Raw genomic sequence first — 15,753 nt, forward strand, 5'->3', positions numbered from 1 at the left:
AACCGGAACGTCCGTCCAGACCATCGCTGCGCCGCTGCAGCGGGCCTTCGCCCCGGATCGAGGACAGGTAGCGGCAGCAGGAGTGACGACGGCGGGTGTTGTAGCGGCTGATCTAGCGGAGCACTTGGCGGCGACGCAACTCCGGTTCCGCGAACGTGGAGTTTCCAGTGAAGAGTTCGCGTTTTAGGCTGGCGTTGAATGACTCGGTTAGACTGTGTGGTCCGAGTTCGTCCCGACAGCATCCATGAACTGGGCCACACCCAGTGTCCGGCAGAATGTGACGTAGGTCATCGACGTGTCGACTGACCCGTGATCGCTGTGGAAGATCGCGCCACTGATGCTGCCGCGCTCCGCGCAGGCGGCTTTCAGCGCGTCTTCGACCAGTTCGGTGCGCATGTTGTCCGCGACGGTCTAGTCTGCCAGTTTGCGGGGGTAGCAGTCGATGGCTGGGCAGATACGGGTTCCCACCACCGGCCAGCAGCAGGTAAGTGATGTCACCGACGTAGCGCTGGTTCGACGCGGTGGCGGTGAAGTCCCGCATCAATAGATCGCCGAACTGCTCGTCGGCTCCAGCGCTGCTGGCAGGCGGGGGCTGCTTTCTGCCAGGTGTAGAACGCAGAGCGGGACAGCTCCAGCACGTGGCACAACCGCTTCACCGAATGGGTGGCCTGGTGGTCGGTGACGAACTGGAAGCGGTTCACCAGTTCGTCTCCCCGACGAAATATTTGGCCGCCTTACGCGGGATGTCGCGCTCGGTCTCCACCTTGGCCTTGTCAGCGCGCAACCGCGCGTTCTCGGCCTCCAACCGGGCGCGCCGCGCCGCCATCGACTCCCCAGCGACCGCCGCGGCCGTCGCGTTGTTCGTCCGCACCCCGTTGCCCACGTCCTCGACCCACAACGCGAACGTTCCCCGGACGACGCAGGTCAGCGGCGACCTGCTTCAACGTCGCGTCCAGGGTGGTCTCGTACAAGTCAACGGCCGGCTGACGAAAACTTCATCGAGTAGTTCTTCCTGGCCATGGTCCTGATCATCTCGTTTCCTTCAGCCCATGCTGGATTCCACATTCCCACAGCCCGGGGGCATGGCCCGGAGCCACTTACACCGTTTGTAGGACACTCTGAAACCTACGGGTTGGGGCGCTTGATGACCGCACCAAGGCGGCCGTGCCACCAACTCGACCAGCGCGGTCATAACACTTGTCGGAAGGCTGCCGTGTGGATGGTGTTGGGGAGCATGGCGGTTGTGGTAGTTCGGTAGGTGCACAGGGTCGCCTTTGGGAAGGTCCATGCGGTGGAAGTTGGATGCGATCGGACCCAGGTGACCAGCTCGTGGGGTTGGAGAATTGGTCCGCGGAAATGGAGCAGTGATGCGTACCAGAGGTCTCGCTGACTGATGGGTCCTTCTCTGTGGGCGTCGGGACCGAGTTCGCGGCCGAGGGTATGCGTTCGGAACTGGTCTGCATCCCCGCCGGTCGGATCAAGGACGGCGAGGACGCCACCGGGTGTCAGCACGAGTTGTTCGAGTCTCATCGTGAGGGGAGGGTGCTGGGCACAGGCTCGGTCCAACGCGCGCGCACACCTCATAGCGAGGGGATCTCCAGGTGGTACGGGTCGCCGGTTTTCCAAGGCTCTGATTGTGATGTGTGCGCAACCTTGGGCACCGCTGCGGAGGTGTGTGGGGTCGGCCAGATCCACCGCTGTCTGGGTCAGGGAGTCCAGTGCCTGACTGGCTTCAGGTGGTGGCATCAGCACGATGCTCAGCGGCCATCGTTCTGCCCCTTGCCGCGGCGAAGGCTCGCTGGTGTGGTGCCTGTTCAGCACTGCCTCCTCGCCGAGAGCTTGCAAGACGCGGACATTCACGGCCGGTGGAGTCTCAGTGCTGTCACTGGATGGCTCCAGTGAGTCGGTTGCGCAGGTCGTGGAGGTCGTGGCACACCAGGTCGGCGTCGGTGCGTCCTCCCACGGCCGCGACGACCGTCCCGGCAGCGCGTGCTGCTGCAAGGCCCGGCTCGGAGTCCTCGACGGCCAGAGTCTGGGCAGGAACGGCCCCACAACGCTGGCTGCCCTGGATGTACCCGTCGGGGGCTGGTTTACCGTGCTCGACGTCTTCGAACGCGACCAACAGGGACGGAGCAAAGCCCGCTGCGCCGAGCCGGGCGAGGGCGAGCCGACGGGGGGCGTTGGTGACGACGCCCCATGCCATCGAGCGGCCTTCGAGCCAACCGACAAGCTCGTGGCCTCCAGTGACTGATCTCACGGTGTCCAGCTGTGTGCATTCGGCATCGAGCTGGTCGGCGACCATCGCCCGGACCTCTTCCTGGCACAGTTGGGGCAGGAAGTGCGTGACCGTTGAGGCCACGTCCCTGCCATGGCAGTAGGCCAACACATCGGCAGGAACGATGCCGTTGCGACGTGACCATGCGGTCCAGATGGACTCCACGGCTTCGGTGGAATCCACCAACGTTCCGTCCATGTCGAGCAGAACCGCCCGGATCCCGGTGAGCAGTGCGTCACGCGCCATGGCCATCCCCTGCCTGACCGTTCAACTGGCGGCACACGCTCGCCGTGACAGTCATCCCACGTGTGGTGAGTACGGCCCAGATTCGGTTCCACAGATGTGTCATGCCTTCAGCATCTATGATGAAATAATCATGTGCAACGAGTATTTCGTCAGAGAATGATCATCAGGGCGCTGGGCCCGTTCCCGATCTCCGTCGAGTCACTCGTCGAACTCACAGGGGCGTCCCCGGCGACGATCCGGCGCGACCTCACTGACCTGGAAGGCCACGGGCAACTCCGCAAGGTCCACGGTGGGGCCGTGGCGGTGGCATTGCGGGGAGCACCGATGCCGTACTCACTGCGAGCTGCCGAGAACGCGGGGGGCAAGGCTTCCATCGCCCATGCCGTCGCAGATCTGGTTGATGACGACATGGCGGTGGTGATCGACAACGGTTCGACCATGGCGGCCGTGGCCGAGGCCCTGCGAGGCCAACCCGTGACGGCACTGTGTCTCTCGTTGCGTGCAGCCCTGCCCCTCGCCGCTACCGGGACAGCCACGGTCGCCACACCAGGTGGCACAGTCATGGCGGAGAGCCTCCGTTACGAAGCCGCCTCATGCCTTCAGGCCCTGGACGGATTCCGCGCCGATATCGCCGTCGTGGGCGCGTGCTCCGCGGCACCCGGCACTGGCCTCACCGTAACCACCCACCAGGACGCCCAAGTGAAACGAGCCATCCTTCACTCCACGAACCGCACTATCCTGGCCGTCACAGGCGACAAACTGTCCAGAACTTCCAGTTTCCGATTCGGGCAGATCGACGACATCGACGATCTCGTCACCACCCCAGACGCACCTGACGCGGCCCTAGAAGCCTTCCGCGTGGCAGGAGCCACGATCCATATCGCCGCCTGAGACCAGCCCCAGCGAAAGCGCGCTTCTCGGCTAGTTAGAGAATCCCTTACAGGACCCGATCCGGCCAGGTTCTTCGCACCGGCTCGCGATGGTCGGCCAGTTCCAGGGCACGACGCCGGAACTCCGGCGACTTCGCAACAGGCATCACGAGCTCCTTCCCTGAGGCCACCATCACCTCAGAATCAGTGTTCGGAGAACCGGGTCAGGCTCCCTTTTGAGTGCACACCGGGTTAGGAATTACCCACTAGTAGCCCTTCATTCTCCGAGACCGTGACAACCACGGGTGCGCGAGGGCCCCGGTCGACCACGCCGACGTGTCGACCGGGCGGGCAAAGTCGAGAACCCTGCAGGAGGGCACATGCAGCCCCCGCTGGCCGCTGGCCAGACATGGGCGGCAGAACCGAGCCGACTGGGAATCAAGCCGTCGAGGATGTCGTTCACCGCACTCTGCGCGTAGGCCGCGAGCTTGTCGTCGGCGGCCAGCACGATCTGTCCGGCCGCGGGGCGTCTCACATGTGCCGATACGGTAAGCGGCCTTACCCAATTGATGCAATCTGAGGACAAGAGTTCTGCACTGTCAGGCGCCTATTGGTCTCCTCAGATCCAGTCTTCCTTACGGAAAACCAGGTACAGCACGAGGCTCGACACGATGATGAGCCCGACCGAGATCCACAACCCCAACGGTCGGCCATCACCCAGGAAGGGAACGTTCTGTCCGAACCACCCCGTGATGAGGGTCGGGACGGCGATGATGGCAGCCCACCCTGCCAACTTCTTCATGACGGTGTTGAGTTTGGCGTCCTGGATGGACAGATTGGTCTCGAAGATCGTCGCGACGAGGTCCCGCAGGGAATCGGACCATTCCGAGACGCGCATGGAGTGGTCGTACAGATCGTTGAAGTACGGCTCAAGGACCCGGGGAACAGCCACGGCTTCCCTGCTCGGACGGCTGATCGTCGAGACGATCTCGCGCATCGGGAGCACGACTCGACGAAACTGCACCAACTCCTTGCGCAGCCGATACACCCGCAACTGCACTTTCTGGGTGTCGATCGAGTCGTCGAAGAGTTGATCCTCGACGAGCTCCACGACGTCGTCCAGGTGCTGGACGGTGTCGAAATGACCGTCCACGAGGACGTCGAGAATGGCATGAACGATGCCCATCGGGCCGTTCGAGACCAGATCAGGGTTGGCGTCGAGGCGGTTGAGCATCTCCTTGACCTCGGGCAGGTCGTCGCGATGGACACTGACGACGCCATGTTCGAACACCCACACCGAGACCCGTGACACGATGAGGCGACTGTTGGGGTCATTCGTCTCGCCGATCGTCGCGGCGTAGGTCGTCAGGAAGAGATGGTCGGGATAGCGGGTGACCTTCGGACGCTCGCCGGGGGCCTCGGCATCCTCGACGGTGTGGAACTCCAGATCGAGTTCGTCGGCAAGGGTGTCGATGTCCTCGCGATCGGGAGCGGTGAGGTCATACCAACTCAGCGTCTGATCGTTAGCGAGTTCGTCGCTCAGAGTTTCCAGGGGGACTGATTCGGCAACGACCTTCCCGTGCTGCCACACCCGGGAGGAGAGTTGGGAAAGACTCATGGGGTCTCCTCACGTAGAGCGCCGTCGTCATCCCCATCCGAGCTGAAGATGACGTGGCCAGACGAGTGCAACGCGGTCTCGATGCGACGGCGATGACGCGGGGCCATCTCGGGCAGGTCGTCGACGTCGAAGAAACCGGTCTGACTGGACTCGTCGTCACCCACTCGCGGCTGCCCGCTGATCCATCGGCACAGGAAGTCGTGATCGAGGAACTGGCAGCGGTCGCCATTGGGGTAGATGATGGGGGCCGCGACATTGACACGGACCAGGCGGACGATCTCCGCCGTCACCCCGGTCTCTTCCCGAATCTCTCGAAGGATGGCCTCGTCAGGTCTCTCCCCCGGCTCGATGATTCCGCAGACCGGTGTCCATGCTCCGGTGTCGGCACGTTTGACGAGCAGAACCTGGGGTCCGCGTGGCCCCTGGCGCAGCACGACCGCACTACTACCGGACAGCCACAACGGGTCATGACCGATGTGACGTCTGAGGTCCACGATGAACTGCGGTGTCGCCATGACCGTCAGGCTAGCGGCCGAGTGAGCCGTGGTCCCAGATCCACGACAGCCTCGCGGCGCATTCGCGATGGCAATCCCGGTAATCCGAGCAGGAGCTGCCACCACACCTGGCCGTTGCCATCGGATCTTCCGGGTGTACCACGCGACGTCGATACGGCACTTTCGGAGCCAGAAGACGTGGACAGTGACCATGGACGAACGCTGACCCTTTAGACTCACCGTGAGGGGCACCCGCCCCGAGAGCCGATCGGAGGAACCGTGGACAGGACCATCAAGCGGGTACTCGTCGCAAACCGTGGCGAGATCGCGGTGCGCGTCATCCGTGCCGCCGAGGACGCCGGTATTACGAGCGTGGCTGTCTACGCGGACTCCGACTCCGAGGGTTTGTTCGTCAAGCTTGCCGACGAAGCCTTCGCCCTCAACGGTGTGACCCCTGCTCAGACCTACCTTGACGTGGACAAGATCCTCGACATTGCCCGTCGGGCCGAGGTCGACGCGATCCACCCCGGGTACGGGTTCCTCTCCGAGAACGCCGACTTCGCCCAGGCTGTCATCGACGCCGGGTTCGTCTGGATCGGCCCGCCGCCGGAGGCCATTCGGGCCCTCGGCGACAAGGTTCAGGCCCGTCACATCGCCCAGAAGGTCGGCGCCCCGCTCGTTCCCGGCACCGCCGACCCGGTCAACGGCCCGGAGGAGGTCGTCGAGTTTGCCAAGGAACACGGCCTGCCGATCGCCATCAAGGCCGCCTTCGGAGGCGGCGGTCGCGGCCTCAAGGTCGCCCGCTCGATGGACGAGGTCATCCATCTCTACGAGTCTGCGGTGCGCGAGGCCGTCACTGCTTTCGGACGCGGCGAGTGTTTCGTGGAGCGCTACCTCGACAAGCCGCGTCACGTCGAGACCCAGTGCGTCGCCGACCAGTACGGCACCGTGCAGATCATCTCGACCCGTGACTGCTCCCTGCAACGTCGCCACCAGAAGCTCGTCGAGGAGGCCCCGGCGCCGTTCCTCAGTGACGAGCAGCTGACCCGTCTCTACGAGTCCTCCCGAGCCATCCTCAAGGAGGCCGGATATGTCGGTGCCGGAACCTGCGAATTCCTCGTCGGCCTGGACGGGACCATCAGCTTCCTCGAGGTCAACACCCGTCTGCAGGTGGAGCACCCGGTCTCCGAGGAGGTTGCCGGAGTCGACCTGGTGCAGATGATGTTCCACGTGGCCCAGGGCGGCCACCTCGAGCCCGAGGATCCGAAACTGCGCGGCCACTCCTTCGAGTTCCGCATCAACGCCGAGGATCCCGGCATGGGGTTCATGCCTGCGCCTGGCACCCTGACCTCGTGGCAGCCGCCGTGTGGCCCCGGTATCCGCGTTGACGAGGGCTACCACTCCGGCATGACTGTTCCGGGAGCCTTCGACTCCCTCGTCGGAAAGCTCATCGTCACGGGGGACTCCCGCGAGCAGGCTCTGGCCCGCGCCGCCCGGGCCCTCGACGAGATCGTCATCGACGGTATGCCGACTGTCGTCCCCTTCCACCGTGCGGTCGTCAAGGACCCTGCCTTCACCGCAACCGACGGTCACTTCGGCGTTTTCACCGACTGGATCGAGACCGAGTTCGACAACAAGATCGAGCCCTACACCGGATCTTTGGGGGAGTCCGCCGACACCGAGCCCCCTCACGAGGTTGTCGTGGAGGTCAACGGCAAGCGGGTCGAGGTGCGCATCCCGGCATCCCTGCACGGCGCCCGTCAGGCCCCCAGCACGAAGTCTCGTCGCCCCACCCGTCGCAACCGCGCGGGACGTCACACTGCGGCAACCGGCACCTCGGTGGCATCCCCGATGCAGGGAACCATCGTCAAGGTCAATGTCGTCGAGGGCGAGCAGGTCAACGAGGGCGACCAGATCGTCGTCATGGAAGCCATGAAGATGGAGCAGCCTCTGGCCGCCCATCGCTCAGGCGTCATCCGTGACCTCAATGCCACGGTCGGCTCGACGGTCGCCTCGGGCGAGGTCATCTGTGAGATCGTCGATGAGTGAGGTTTGCAGCGTGATTTTTCTTGTGAGTGTCCATTTCAGAGAGCATTCTGGTGATCATGTCCGGTGACCTCCTGCTCTTCCTGCTGTTCTTCGTGGGGCTTGTGGCAACGACGGCATCACTGATGCGTGCCCAGCGTCAGTCCCGCGAGATGGAGGCCCGACGCGCCAAAGCCATCGAGGCCAAGGTCTCGCAGATGCGCCAGGAGACTGAGGAGGACGTCACCACCTTTGGCGAGGCCCTGCGCGATCTCGACATGGAGATGATCGGCAAGGAGGTGTCGGCCGAGGGTCGCAAGGACTGGAACACGGCCTTGGACTGCTACGACCGCGCCAAGACACTCATGGCCCAGGACAAGGGCACCCGCTCGATCCCGCTCGTCACCGAGACCCTCGAGGAGGGTCGTCACTCCATCGCCTGCGTGCAGGCCCGCGCCAATGGCGAGCCGATTCCCGAGGTGCGTCCGCCGTGCTTCTTCGACCCGGCTCACGGCCCGTCGACCACTGACGTCATGTACTCCCCCGACGGCGGAGTCGCGCGCAAGGTTCCGGCCTGCGCCGCCGACGCCCAGCGCATCCAGCAGGGGCGCTCCCCGTGGATCCGCACCGTCGACGTCAATGGCGCCCAGCTGCCCTACTGGCAGGCTGGCCCGGACTACGCGCCGTGGGTGCAGGGCTACTACCGCCGGTATGAGTCCGACCCAGTCATCAGCGGACTGGCCGTCGGTGGTCTCGGCCTTGTTGGTCTGGGGCTCTTCTCAGCCCTCTTTGACGACTTCTGATCCGTTGTCGACCCCCAGAAGGCCCCCTCGACGATTCGTCGAGGGGGCCTTCTCACGGTGTGTCTCGTGGCAGGTTCACACCACGACGTCACTCCACAAAGTTCTGCAACCGTCGGGCAGCCTCTGACACCGATCCCGACAGGGACGGGTAGACGGTGAAGTCGTGCTGGAAGGCGTCGACGGGGATCCGCTCGCCCACCGCGACCGAGATCGGATGGATGAGTTCGCTGGCCCGCGGGGAGACGACGACGCCACCAATGATGTTGCCGGTGGCAGGACGGCAGAAGAGCTTGACGAAACCGTCTTGGATTCCCTGCATCTTGGCCCTCGGGTTAGTCGACAGGTCGAGTCGGGTGGATCGGGCCTGGACCTTTCCGGAGTCGACGTCGGTCTGCGTCACACCCACCGTGGCGATCTCGGGAGAGGTGAAGACATTCGAGCACACCAAGGACAGGTCGAGGGGCTGGAGGGCCTGGCCCAGGGCATGCCACACGGCGATGCGCCCCTGCATGGCTGCCACGGATGCCAGGGCGAAGACACCGGTGCAGTCTCCGGCAGCATAGATGCCCGGCACACTGGTGCGCGAGACCTTGTCAACGGTGATGTGACCACGCGGACCGACGGCAACACCGACCTCCTCCAAGCCGAGGTCCGAGCTGTTCGGCGTTGACCCGACGGCCATCAGAACGTGGGATCCGCGCACGGTCCGGCCGTCCTCGAGACCGACAACGACACCATCACCGTCACGCACCGCAGAGACCGCGCGAGAGCGGGACAGGATCTGCATGCCGCGAGACTCGAAGACCTGCTGCAACACACGAGCTGCGTCGGGGTCCTCGCCGGGGAGCACCTGGTCACGCGAGGACACCAGGGTCACCCGGCATCCCAATGAGTCGTAGGCCGACGCGAACTCAGCACCTGTCACACCCGATCCCACTACGACGAGGTGCTCGGGGATCTCCGTCATCGAGTACACCTGCTTCCAGGTGAGGATGCGGTCCCCGTCGCAGCGAGCCGCCGGGAGCTCACGCGGGGTCGTGCCGGTGGCGAGCAGGACGATGTCGGCGTCGATGATCTCGTCATCATTGATGATGACCCGGTGCAGGTGGCCCGGGGCACCCGCGGCCAGACGGGCACGACCACTGACGAGGCGCACTCCCTTGCGCTCCAGGCCTCGACCAATGTCGTCGGACTGGGCCTGAGCCAGACGGCGTACGCGGGAATTGACGGCGTCGAGATCGACCTCGAACTTGTGGGTCTGGCGAAGGCCGAGCTCGGGTGCGCGCCGCAGGGCCGCGGTGACCTCGGCAGTGGCAATGAGGGTTTTCGAGGGAACACAGTCGGTGAGGACGGCAGCTCCTCCGATGCCGGTTTCTTCCACGACGGTGACGTCAACGCCACCTGCCGCCGCTACGTTGGCGGCCTCATAGCCCCCGGGCCCAGCTCCAATGATCACCATGGACGTCATGGCCGCATTCTTTCAGCCATGGCGAGATTTCTGTTGACATCGAGAGAAATTGCTTGCCCCGACAATGAGGTTGCTCCAACACACGTATCGACGCTGCTCCTCCGGACTCGGAAGACGGCTGCGAATGGGCCGGGGGTTCGCGCGCCCGGATCGGCGAAAACCTCTAGGGTTGACCCCATGACGACACCGGATTTCACCGATCCCCAGGCCATCGCCCGCGATGCTGCCGATGCCATCCGTTCCCGCCTCTCGCTCATCAGCGTCGATGTGGGCCTCGTGCTCGGCTCGGGCTGGTCCGCCGGAGTTGATCGCCTTGGCGAGATGATTGGACGGATCCCGCTCGGCGAACTGCCTGGATTCTCGACACCGGTCGTTGCCGGGCATGGCGGCGACCTGGTTGCTGTCAAGCTGCCCACCGGCAGGACCGCCGTCGTTCTGACCGGACGCACCCACTTCTACGAGGGACGTGGAGTCGAACCGGTTGTCCATGGAGTGCGCACCGCCGCGGCTCTTGGCGCCAGCACGATGATCCTCACCAATGGCTGCGGAGGCCTCGACCCGTCCTGGGGCCCGGGAACCGTCGTCGCCATTCGCGACCACATCAACCTCACAGGTGCCACCCCGCTGCGTGGCGCCACTTTCATCGACATGTCGAGGGCATGGACCCCGACACTGCTCGAGGTCGTCGAGAAGGTCGCCCCAGGCACCCCGACCGGCGTCTACGCCCAGTTCCGCGGCCCCCAGTACGAGACTCCTGCCGAGGTACGCATGGCTCGCACCATCGGCGCCGACCTCGTCGGCATGTCGACCGCACTTGAGGCCATCGCCGCCCGGGAAGCCGGACTCGACCTGCTCGGCCTGTCCCTGGTCACCAATCACGCTGCTGGTGTCACCGACGCCCCGCTGGACCACGCCGAGGTCATTGCCGCCGGTAAGGAGGCCGCCCCCCGGCTGGCGGGTCTGCTCGCTGACATCACGGCTGCCATCTGATCCACCCCACACCCATCGAGGAACCATGACCACCACACAATCCGAGGGGCTGTCCCCCGAGCTCGTCACCCAGGTTCAGTCCTGGCTCGACCAGGACCCTGATGAGGCCACCCGCACCGAACTGTCCGACCTGCTCACCCGTGCCCAGCACGGTGACTCCGAGGCCGTCGCGGCCGTTGAGTCGGCCTTCTCCGGCCCGTTGACCTTCGGTACCGCTGGCCTGCGTGCCGCTCTCGGACCCGGACCGTCCCGGATGAACAGAGTCGTCGTCCAGCATGCAGCTGCCGGATTCGCAGCCTGGCTGCGTGCCCACGGCGAGAAGGAGGGGTCGGTGATCATCGGCTTCGATGCCCGGCACAACTCCGACGTCTTCGCCCGCGACACAGCCGAGATCATGGCGGGGGCCGGGTTCCACGCCCTGCTGGCCGACTCCCCCATCCCGACCCCGGTAACCGCCTTCGCCATCAAGCATTACGGCGCAGTTGCCGGCGTCATGGTGACCGCCTCCCACAACCCGCCGGCCGACAACGGCTACAAGGTGTACCTGGGCGACGGCTCCCAGATCGTGCCTCCCACCGACACCGAGATCGCCCACGAGATCGAGGTCGTGTCGGCCGATCCTGTCGGGGCGATCCCGCGTGGTGACGACATCGAGCTCATCGGCGACGAACTCATCGACGCCTACGTCGCCCGTGCTGCCGAACTGACCACGGCCAATCCGGACGTCACCTGGGTCTACACCGCCATGCACGGTGTCGGAACCCGCGTCGTGCGTCACCTCGTCGAGACGGCCGGTCTGCCGGAGTTCGTCGGTGTCGCTGAGCAGCTCGACCCAGACCCGGACTTCCCCACCGTGGCCTTCCCGAACCCCGAGGAGCCGGGCGCCATCGACCTGGCCATCGCCCAGGCTCGCAAACATGACGCTGACGTCGTCATCGCCTCTGACCCTGACGCCGACCGTTGTGCCGTTGCCGCCGTCATCGACGGTGACTGGCGGATGCTCACCGGTGACGAGCTCGGAACCCTGCTGGGTGACGATGCCCTGCGTCGTGGTCTGGACGGGGTCTACGCCAATTCGGTGGTCTCGTCGACCTGTCTGGGACGCATGGCCAAGGCAGCAGGACGCGAGCACCGGATGACCCTGACCGGTTTCAAGTGGATTGGCCGCGTTCCCGGCCTCGTCTTCGGTTATGAGGAGGCCATCGGCTACTGCTGCGACCCCTCCCATGTGCCGGACAAGGACGGCATCACTGCCCTGGCGACGATCATGCGTCTGGTGGGTGAGCTCAAGGCCTCCGGCACCACGATCTCGGAGCGGCTCGACGAGATCTGGGCCACCCATGGTCTGCACCGCACCAGTCAGCTGGCCGTGCGCGTCACCGACATGTCGATCATCTCCGACGCCATGGACCGTCTGCGCAGCCAGCCTCCGGCCACCCTGCTGGGCGACCCCGTCGACGTCTGCGACCTCGACGACCCCAGCAATGGGTCCGGGCTGCCCCAGCAGAACGCCATCGAGCTGGCTGGACCTCGCGTCCACGTCGTTGCTCGTCCCTCCGGCACCGAGCCCAAGCTCAAGTGTTACCTCGAGGTGCGGGCAACTCCTGAGGAGTCGTCGACCGACCTGCCGGCTGCCAAGTCCAAGCTGGACGCCGAAATGGTCGCCCTGCGCGGGGAGATGGCCAAGGCGCTCGGGATCTGACGCGATTCTGACAAGGAATTCCGACCCAGTGTCGCCGCCCCGAATCGAGTCCGGGGCGGCCTCCCCGTCCGGATCAGCCATCGCCGGGTGATCGAAGGGGCGCAGCCCGGTGTTCCAGAAGGTATCGGTGGTGCCGTATCCGTTGGAGATGCTCGACGTATGGGCGCAATGGCTCCGGATCAGAACCCATGAAAAGGGTCCTTCCACATAAGCCGTAATAGCCACCAGTAGATTCCCCTTTCTCACCGTGTGAGGTCACTTGTACGCGGCGAATGAACCCTTTGCCCCTACATCGTCGATCGTGCGACATCCCCGGTGTGCCGTGATAGCTCGCCTTCCTACCGACCGTCTGCCTCCGATGACCCATTCCGCCGAGCTGTCACGCATCACCGAATATGACGCCGGTACCGTTCTCGACGCTGGTGGGGATGCCCAGGTCAGTCTCGACGAGGATGCTTCCGAAGGGCCACGGGAAATGGTCATCAGGTCAGCGGCACCACCGTCACCTGGGAGACGAAAAACATCTCGGATAGCGATCCCCAAGTCCACTCACTGACCACCACTCCTCTTCAGAAAGGGTGTCGGTCGAATGAGGGTGCCTCACACTGATTCCATGCGACGTACCCCATTCGCCGTATTAACAGCATTCCTGCTGACGCTTTTTGTCGCTGTGGTCCCGGCCGTTCCGGCCCATGCCCAGGGCGACGAACGCATCACGGCTTACAACGTCAACGCCACCCTTGATCGAGACGGCGACGCTCGAGTCACCCTTGACCTCACCTACGACTTCGCCGACGCGGACAGACACGGGCCTTACCTGACCTTCGTCACGAGACAGTCACTCACCGACAATCCCGGCCACGTCCGCCATGTCACCTACAGTGACATTCATGCCTCGAGCCCGTCGGGAGCTCCGGCCAACCTCCACAAGGAGAATGGCGGCGCACTACAGCTGCGCATTGGGTCTAAGGACCAGACCGTCACCGGTATGCAGAAATACCGGATCACCTACATGGTTCACGGTCTCATCGGTCGGGACAACAAGGAATCTCACCTCGACGAAATCAACTGGCGCATCTTCACCAATGTGGACGTTCCCGTAGACAACTCCAAGGTGACCATCACGGCACCCGCCAATGTGACGAAGGTCTACTGTGAGGTCGAGGACGGCGAATGCGACACCTCCTCAACGGGCACGAAAACCGTTACCTTCTCGGCCCGCAAGATTGATGCCAACAAGACCTGGCGGGTGGTGGCCGGTGTCCCTGCCGGTACCTTCACCTCCGCTGCTGACGCCACGGTGACCGAGGCCACATCGGGCTCCCGGGCCGACCTCCCGCGGTACCTCACCGTCATCCCCTACGTTGTCGCCATCGTTGCACTAGGCCTCATCGGCCTCGGGGCGTCCCTGTTCCGCAAGCGCGACATGGAATTTGCCGACGAAGCCCCTGGGTTCATTCCGGCACCTGATTTGCAGCAGGTCCGGCGTCGACGAGGAAAGGTCGAGGCGCCCATCCTCGTTCATCCGCCGGCTGGCATCACCCCGGCACAAGCAGGAGCCCTCCTCGACGGCAATGCCGACACCAATACCGTCACCGCCGGCATGCTCGACCTTGTCGCTCGGCACCATCTGTCAATCAACCAGGAAGAGCCTTCCGGCCTGGTGTTCAAGAAGCCCGAGTGGCGGTTCAACTGGCTGCGCGGGGAGGACTCGTTGGCGCCTTGGGAAGCTCGTCTCCTCGGTTCCCTCATCGGCAGCAGCAACAGCATCACCACCAGAGAACTGCGTCGCCAGAATGGCAACATTGCGCTGCCGAATGCCAAGAAGGACCTCGACGAGCTCAACGACCAGGCCGGCTACTTCACGAAGTCCCATCGCCAGGCACGGCTCGGGATCGTCGCCATCGGGGTCGCCCTGATCATCCTCGGCATACTCGGGTTCGTCTCCGGATTCCCCTTCCTTCTCGGAGGCGGAAGCGCCATTGTCTACTTCGTCCTGACCTTCGTCACGTTCGTGGCCGGTATCCTCTTCCTCGGCCTGTCCCGGAAAGTCCGACCACCTCGCAGCGCTCTGGGCACCGCGGTAACCGATCAGGTGCGGGGATTCCGCGACTACTTGGCTACCATCGAGGCGGAGCAGATCCAGATCGAGGAGGACCTCGACATCTTCTCGGCCTACCTTTCTTGGGCCGCGGCCTTCGGCATCGTCGACCGCTGGGTCACCCTGTTCGAACGGCTCGAGGCTGAGGGACGCTGGTCCCCCGACCCGATGTGGTACCCGCTGTACGGCTACGGCTATCACCACAACCGGTCCTTCACCTCGGCCTTCAACGACATGACCGAAGCGATGTCGTCGTCCATGACGGCAGCAGCGTCGTCCAGCACCTCGAGCTCCAGCTCCGGATTCTCCTCGGGATCCTCCGGCGGCTTCGGCGGTGGGGGCGGTGGAAGCTGGTGACACTCTGGACTCCCATGGTGGTCGAGGGCGACGACACCGTGCCACCGGGATCAGCGAATTCACCAGGAAACTGAGCCACGCCATGCGGTTGGCGGCGAGAGCCCTGCGAGACCAACCCCCTGAGGCGGTACTGCCTCTTCCATCGTCGGCAGATTCGTGGGCGCTCCATGGTCATGATGGGCCTACCGATAGACTGATCAGCCGTGGCGCGTACGATCATCCTGTTGGCAGGACCCTCTGGGGCCGGGAAATCCCGTCTGACCCATATGGCTGAGCTGCCTGAACTGCGCCTTGACGACTTCTACCACGATCATGACGAGCCCGGCCTCCCCCGGGTGCGCGGCATGGTCGACTGGGACGACGTCGCCTCCTGGAACCTTCCAGCGGCCGTGGAAGCCCTCGGTGAGCTCGCGGCCGACGGGCAGACCGTCGTTCCCTGCTACGACATCTCGAGGTCTCGGGCCGATGGCACCCACGTCGTCGATGTGGGAGATGCGACAGCCGTCGTCGCCGAGGGGATCTTCGCCCTCGACCTGCTCGATCCGTGCCTGCGAGCCGGCATGGAGGTCCTGCCCATCTGGTTGGATCGTCCCCGCTGGTTCAACTTCGCTCGTCGTCTCATCCGCGATCTGCGACAGCACCGCAAGTCCCCACCCGTGCTGATTCGTCGTGGTCTGGCCCTGTGCCAGGCAGAGCCTGCACTGCGATCACGGGCCATCGTCATGGGATTCCAGCCGATGAGCATGAGGCGGGCGAGTGCCACCGTCGCGTCCCTCATGGACTAGTCACCATGGGTTGAGTGCCG

The 15,753-nt window shown here is 64.5% G+C and carries 12 protein-coding genes and 1 pseudogene; 7 read left to right on the plus strand and 6 right to left on the minus strand.

All coding sequences use genetic code 11. The features are described 5' to 3' along the window. Window positions 1–115: 115 nt before the first annotated feature. The 3 genes and pseudogenes from ACP8LP_RS08545 to ACP8LP_RS08555 form a co-directional block, all read right to left on the minus strand. Window positions 116–1,020 (minus strand): annotated as a pseudogene (locus ACP8LP_RS08545) (DDE-type integrase/transposase/recombinase); the annotation flags it as partial. Window positions 1,021–1,188: 168 nt separating this feature from the next. Beyond that, window positions 1,189–1,530, minus strand: a complete 342-nt coding sequence (locus ACP8LP_RS08550) for a hypothetical protein (protein WP_435917775.1) — start codon at window positions 1,528–1,530, stop codon at window positions 1,189–1,191. A gap of 352 nt (window positions 1,531–1,882) precedes the next feature. Beyond that, a complete protein-coding gene (locus ACP8LP_RS08555; protein WP_484483372.1) occupies window positions 1,883–2,473 on the minus strand; it encodes an HAD family hydrolase in 591 nt (196 codons plus the stop codon). A 204-nt stretch (window positions 2,474–2,677) separates the two neighbouring features. Between ACP8LP_RS08555 and ACP8LP_RS08560 the strand changes: the two genes are divergently transcribed. Continuing rightward, window positions 2,678–3,412 (plus strand): DeoR/GlpR family DNA-binding transcription regulator, encoded by a 735-nt coding sequence (locus ACP8LP_RS08560; RefSeq protein WP_484483105.1) that lies wholly within the window; start codon window positions 2,678–2,680, stop codon window positions 3,410–3,412. Between the two features lie 597 nt (window positions 3,413–4,009). Here the strand turns inward: ACP8LP_RS08560 and ACP8LP_RS08565 are convergent. Both ACP8LP_RS08565 and ACP8LP_RS08570 read right to left on the minus strand, forming a co-directional pair. Further along, on the minus strand, window positions 4,010–5,008 hold the full coding sequence (locus ACP8LP_RS08565) for a magnesium transporter CorA family protein (RefSeq protein WP_484483106.1): 999 nt from the start codon (window positions 5,006–5,008) through the stop codon (window positions 4,010–4,012). After that, entirely contained in the window at window positions 5,005–5,523 is a 519-nt protein-coding gene (locus ACP8LP_RS08570; protein WP_279187126.1) for an NUDIX hydrolase, read from the minus strand. The genes ACP8LP_RS08565 and ACP8LP_RS08570 overlap by 4 nt, the downstream gene beginning before the upstream one ends. A 258-nt stretch (window positions 5,524–5,781) precedes the next feature. Between ACP8LP_RS08570 and ACP8LP_RS08575 the strand changes: the two genes are divergently transcribed. Then, entirely contained in the window at window positions 5,782–7,551 is a 1,770-nt protein-coding gene (locus ACP8LP_RS08575) for an acetyl/propionyl/methylcrotonyl-CoA carboxylase subunit alpha (RefSeq protein ID WP_063279512.1), read from the plus strand. Window positions 7,552–7,607: 56 nt separating this feature from the next. Beyond that, on the plus strand, window positions 7,608–8,330 hold the full coding sequence (locus ACP8LP_RS08580) for a hypothetical protein (protein ID WP_171023531.1): 723 nt from the start codon (window positions 7,608–7,610) through the stop codon (window positions 8,328–8,330). A gap of 88 nt (window positions 8,331–8,418) precedes the next feature. Here the strand turns inward: ACP8LP_RS08580 and ACP8LP_RS08585 are convergent, their stop codons facing one another. After that, a complete protein-coding gene (locus ACP8LP_RS08585; protein WP_063279514.1) occupies window positions 8,419–9,798 on the minus strand; it encodes an NAD(P)H-quinone dehydrogenase in 1,380 nt (459 codons plus the stop codon). Window positions 9,799–9,975: 177 nt separating this feature from the next. Between ACP8LP_RS08585 and ACP8LP_RS08590 the strand changes: the two genes are divergently transcribed. The 4 genes from ACP8LP_RS08590 (at window position 9,976) to ACP8LP_RS08605 (ending at window position 15,733) form a co-directional block, all read left to right on the plus strand. Next, window positions 9,976–10,788 (plus strand): purine-nucleoside phosphorylase, encoded by an 813-nt coding sequence (locus ACP8LP_RS08590; RefSeq protein ID WP_484483107.1) that lies wholly within the window; start codon window positions 9,976–9,978, stop codon window positions 10,786–10,788. A gap of 25 nt (window positions 10,789–10,813) precedes the next feature. Then, window positions 10,814–12,490, plus strand: a complete 1,677-nt coding sequence (locus ACP8LP_RS08595) for a phospho-sugar mutase (protein ID WP_138237682.1) — start codon at window positions 10,814–10,816, stop codon at window positions 12,488–12,490. 613 nt (window positions 12,491–13,103) lie between these two features. Further along, window positions 13,104–14,948 (plus strand): DUF2207 domain-containing protein, encoded by a 1,845-nt coding sequence (locus ACP8LP_RS08600; RefSeq protein ID WP_484483108.1) that lies wholly within the window; start codon window positions 13,104–13,106, stop codon window positions 14,946–14,948. A 266-nt stretch (window positions 14,949–15,214) separates the two neighbouring features. After that, window positions 15,215–15,733 carry a nucleoside/nucleotide kinase family protein gene (locus tag ACP8LP_RS08605; protein WP_063279554.1) on the plus strand — a complete coding sequence of 173 codons (519 nt, stop codon included), beginning with the start codon at window positions 15,215–15,217 and terminating at the stop codon, window positions 15,731–15,733. Window positions 15,734–15,753: the final 20 nt, after the last annotated feature.

Source organism: Cutibacterium sp. LaCa_89 (assembly GCF_058177555.1).

Excerpts from the sequence above, each read along its gene's own strand:
- ACP8LP_RS08560 (WP_484483105.1), top strand. The coding sequence starts at position 2,678 with ATGATCATCAGGGCGCTGGGCCCGTTCCCGATCTCCGTCGAGTCACTC.
- ACP8LP_RS08590 (WP_484483107.1), top strand. The coding sequence starts at position 9,976 with ATGACGACACCGGATTTCACCGATCCCCAGGCCATCGCCCGCGATGCT.
- ACP8LP_RS08565 (WP_484483106.1), bottom strand. The coding sequence starts at position 5,008 with ATGAGTCTTTCCCAACTCTCCTCCCGGGTGTGGCAGCACGGGAAGGTC.
- ACP8LP_RS08555 (WP_484483372.1), bottom strand. The coding sequence starts at position 2,473 with ATGGACGGAACGTTGGTGGATTCCACCGAAGCCGTGGAGTCCATCTGG.
- ACP8LP_RS08600 (WP_484483108.1), top strand. The coding sequence starts at position 13,104 with ATGCGACGTACCCCATTCGCCGTATTAACAGCATTCCTGCTGACGCTT.
- ACP8LP_RS08605 (WP_063279554.1), top strand. The coding sequence starts at position 15,215 with ATGGCTGAGCTGCCTGAACTGCGCCTTGACGACTTCTACCACGATCAT.
- ACP8LP_RS08550 (WP_435917775.1), bottom strand. The coding sequence starts at position 1,530 with ATGAGACTCGAACAACTCGTGCTGACACCCGGTGGCGTCCTCGCCGTC.
- ACP8LP_RS08585 (WP_063279514.1), bottom strand. The coding sequence starts at position 9,798 with ATGACGTCCATGGTGATCATTGGAGCTGGGCCCGGGGGCTATGAGGCC.
- ACP8LP_RS08595 (WP_138237682.1), top strand. The coding sequence starts at position 10,814 with ATGACCACCACACAATCCGAGGGGCTGTCCCCCGAGCTCGTCACCCAG.
- ACP8LP_RS08580 (WP_171023531.1), top strand. The coding sequence starts at position 7,608 with ATGTCCGGTGACCTCCTGCTCTTCCTGCTGTTCTTCGTGGGGCTTGTG.
- ACP8LP_RS08570 (WP_279187126.1), bottom strand. The coding sequence starts at position 5,523 with ATGGCGACACCGCAGTTCATCGTGGACCTCAGACGTCACATCGGTCAT.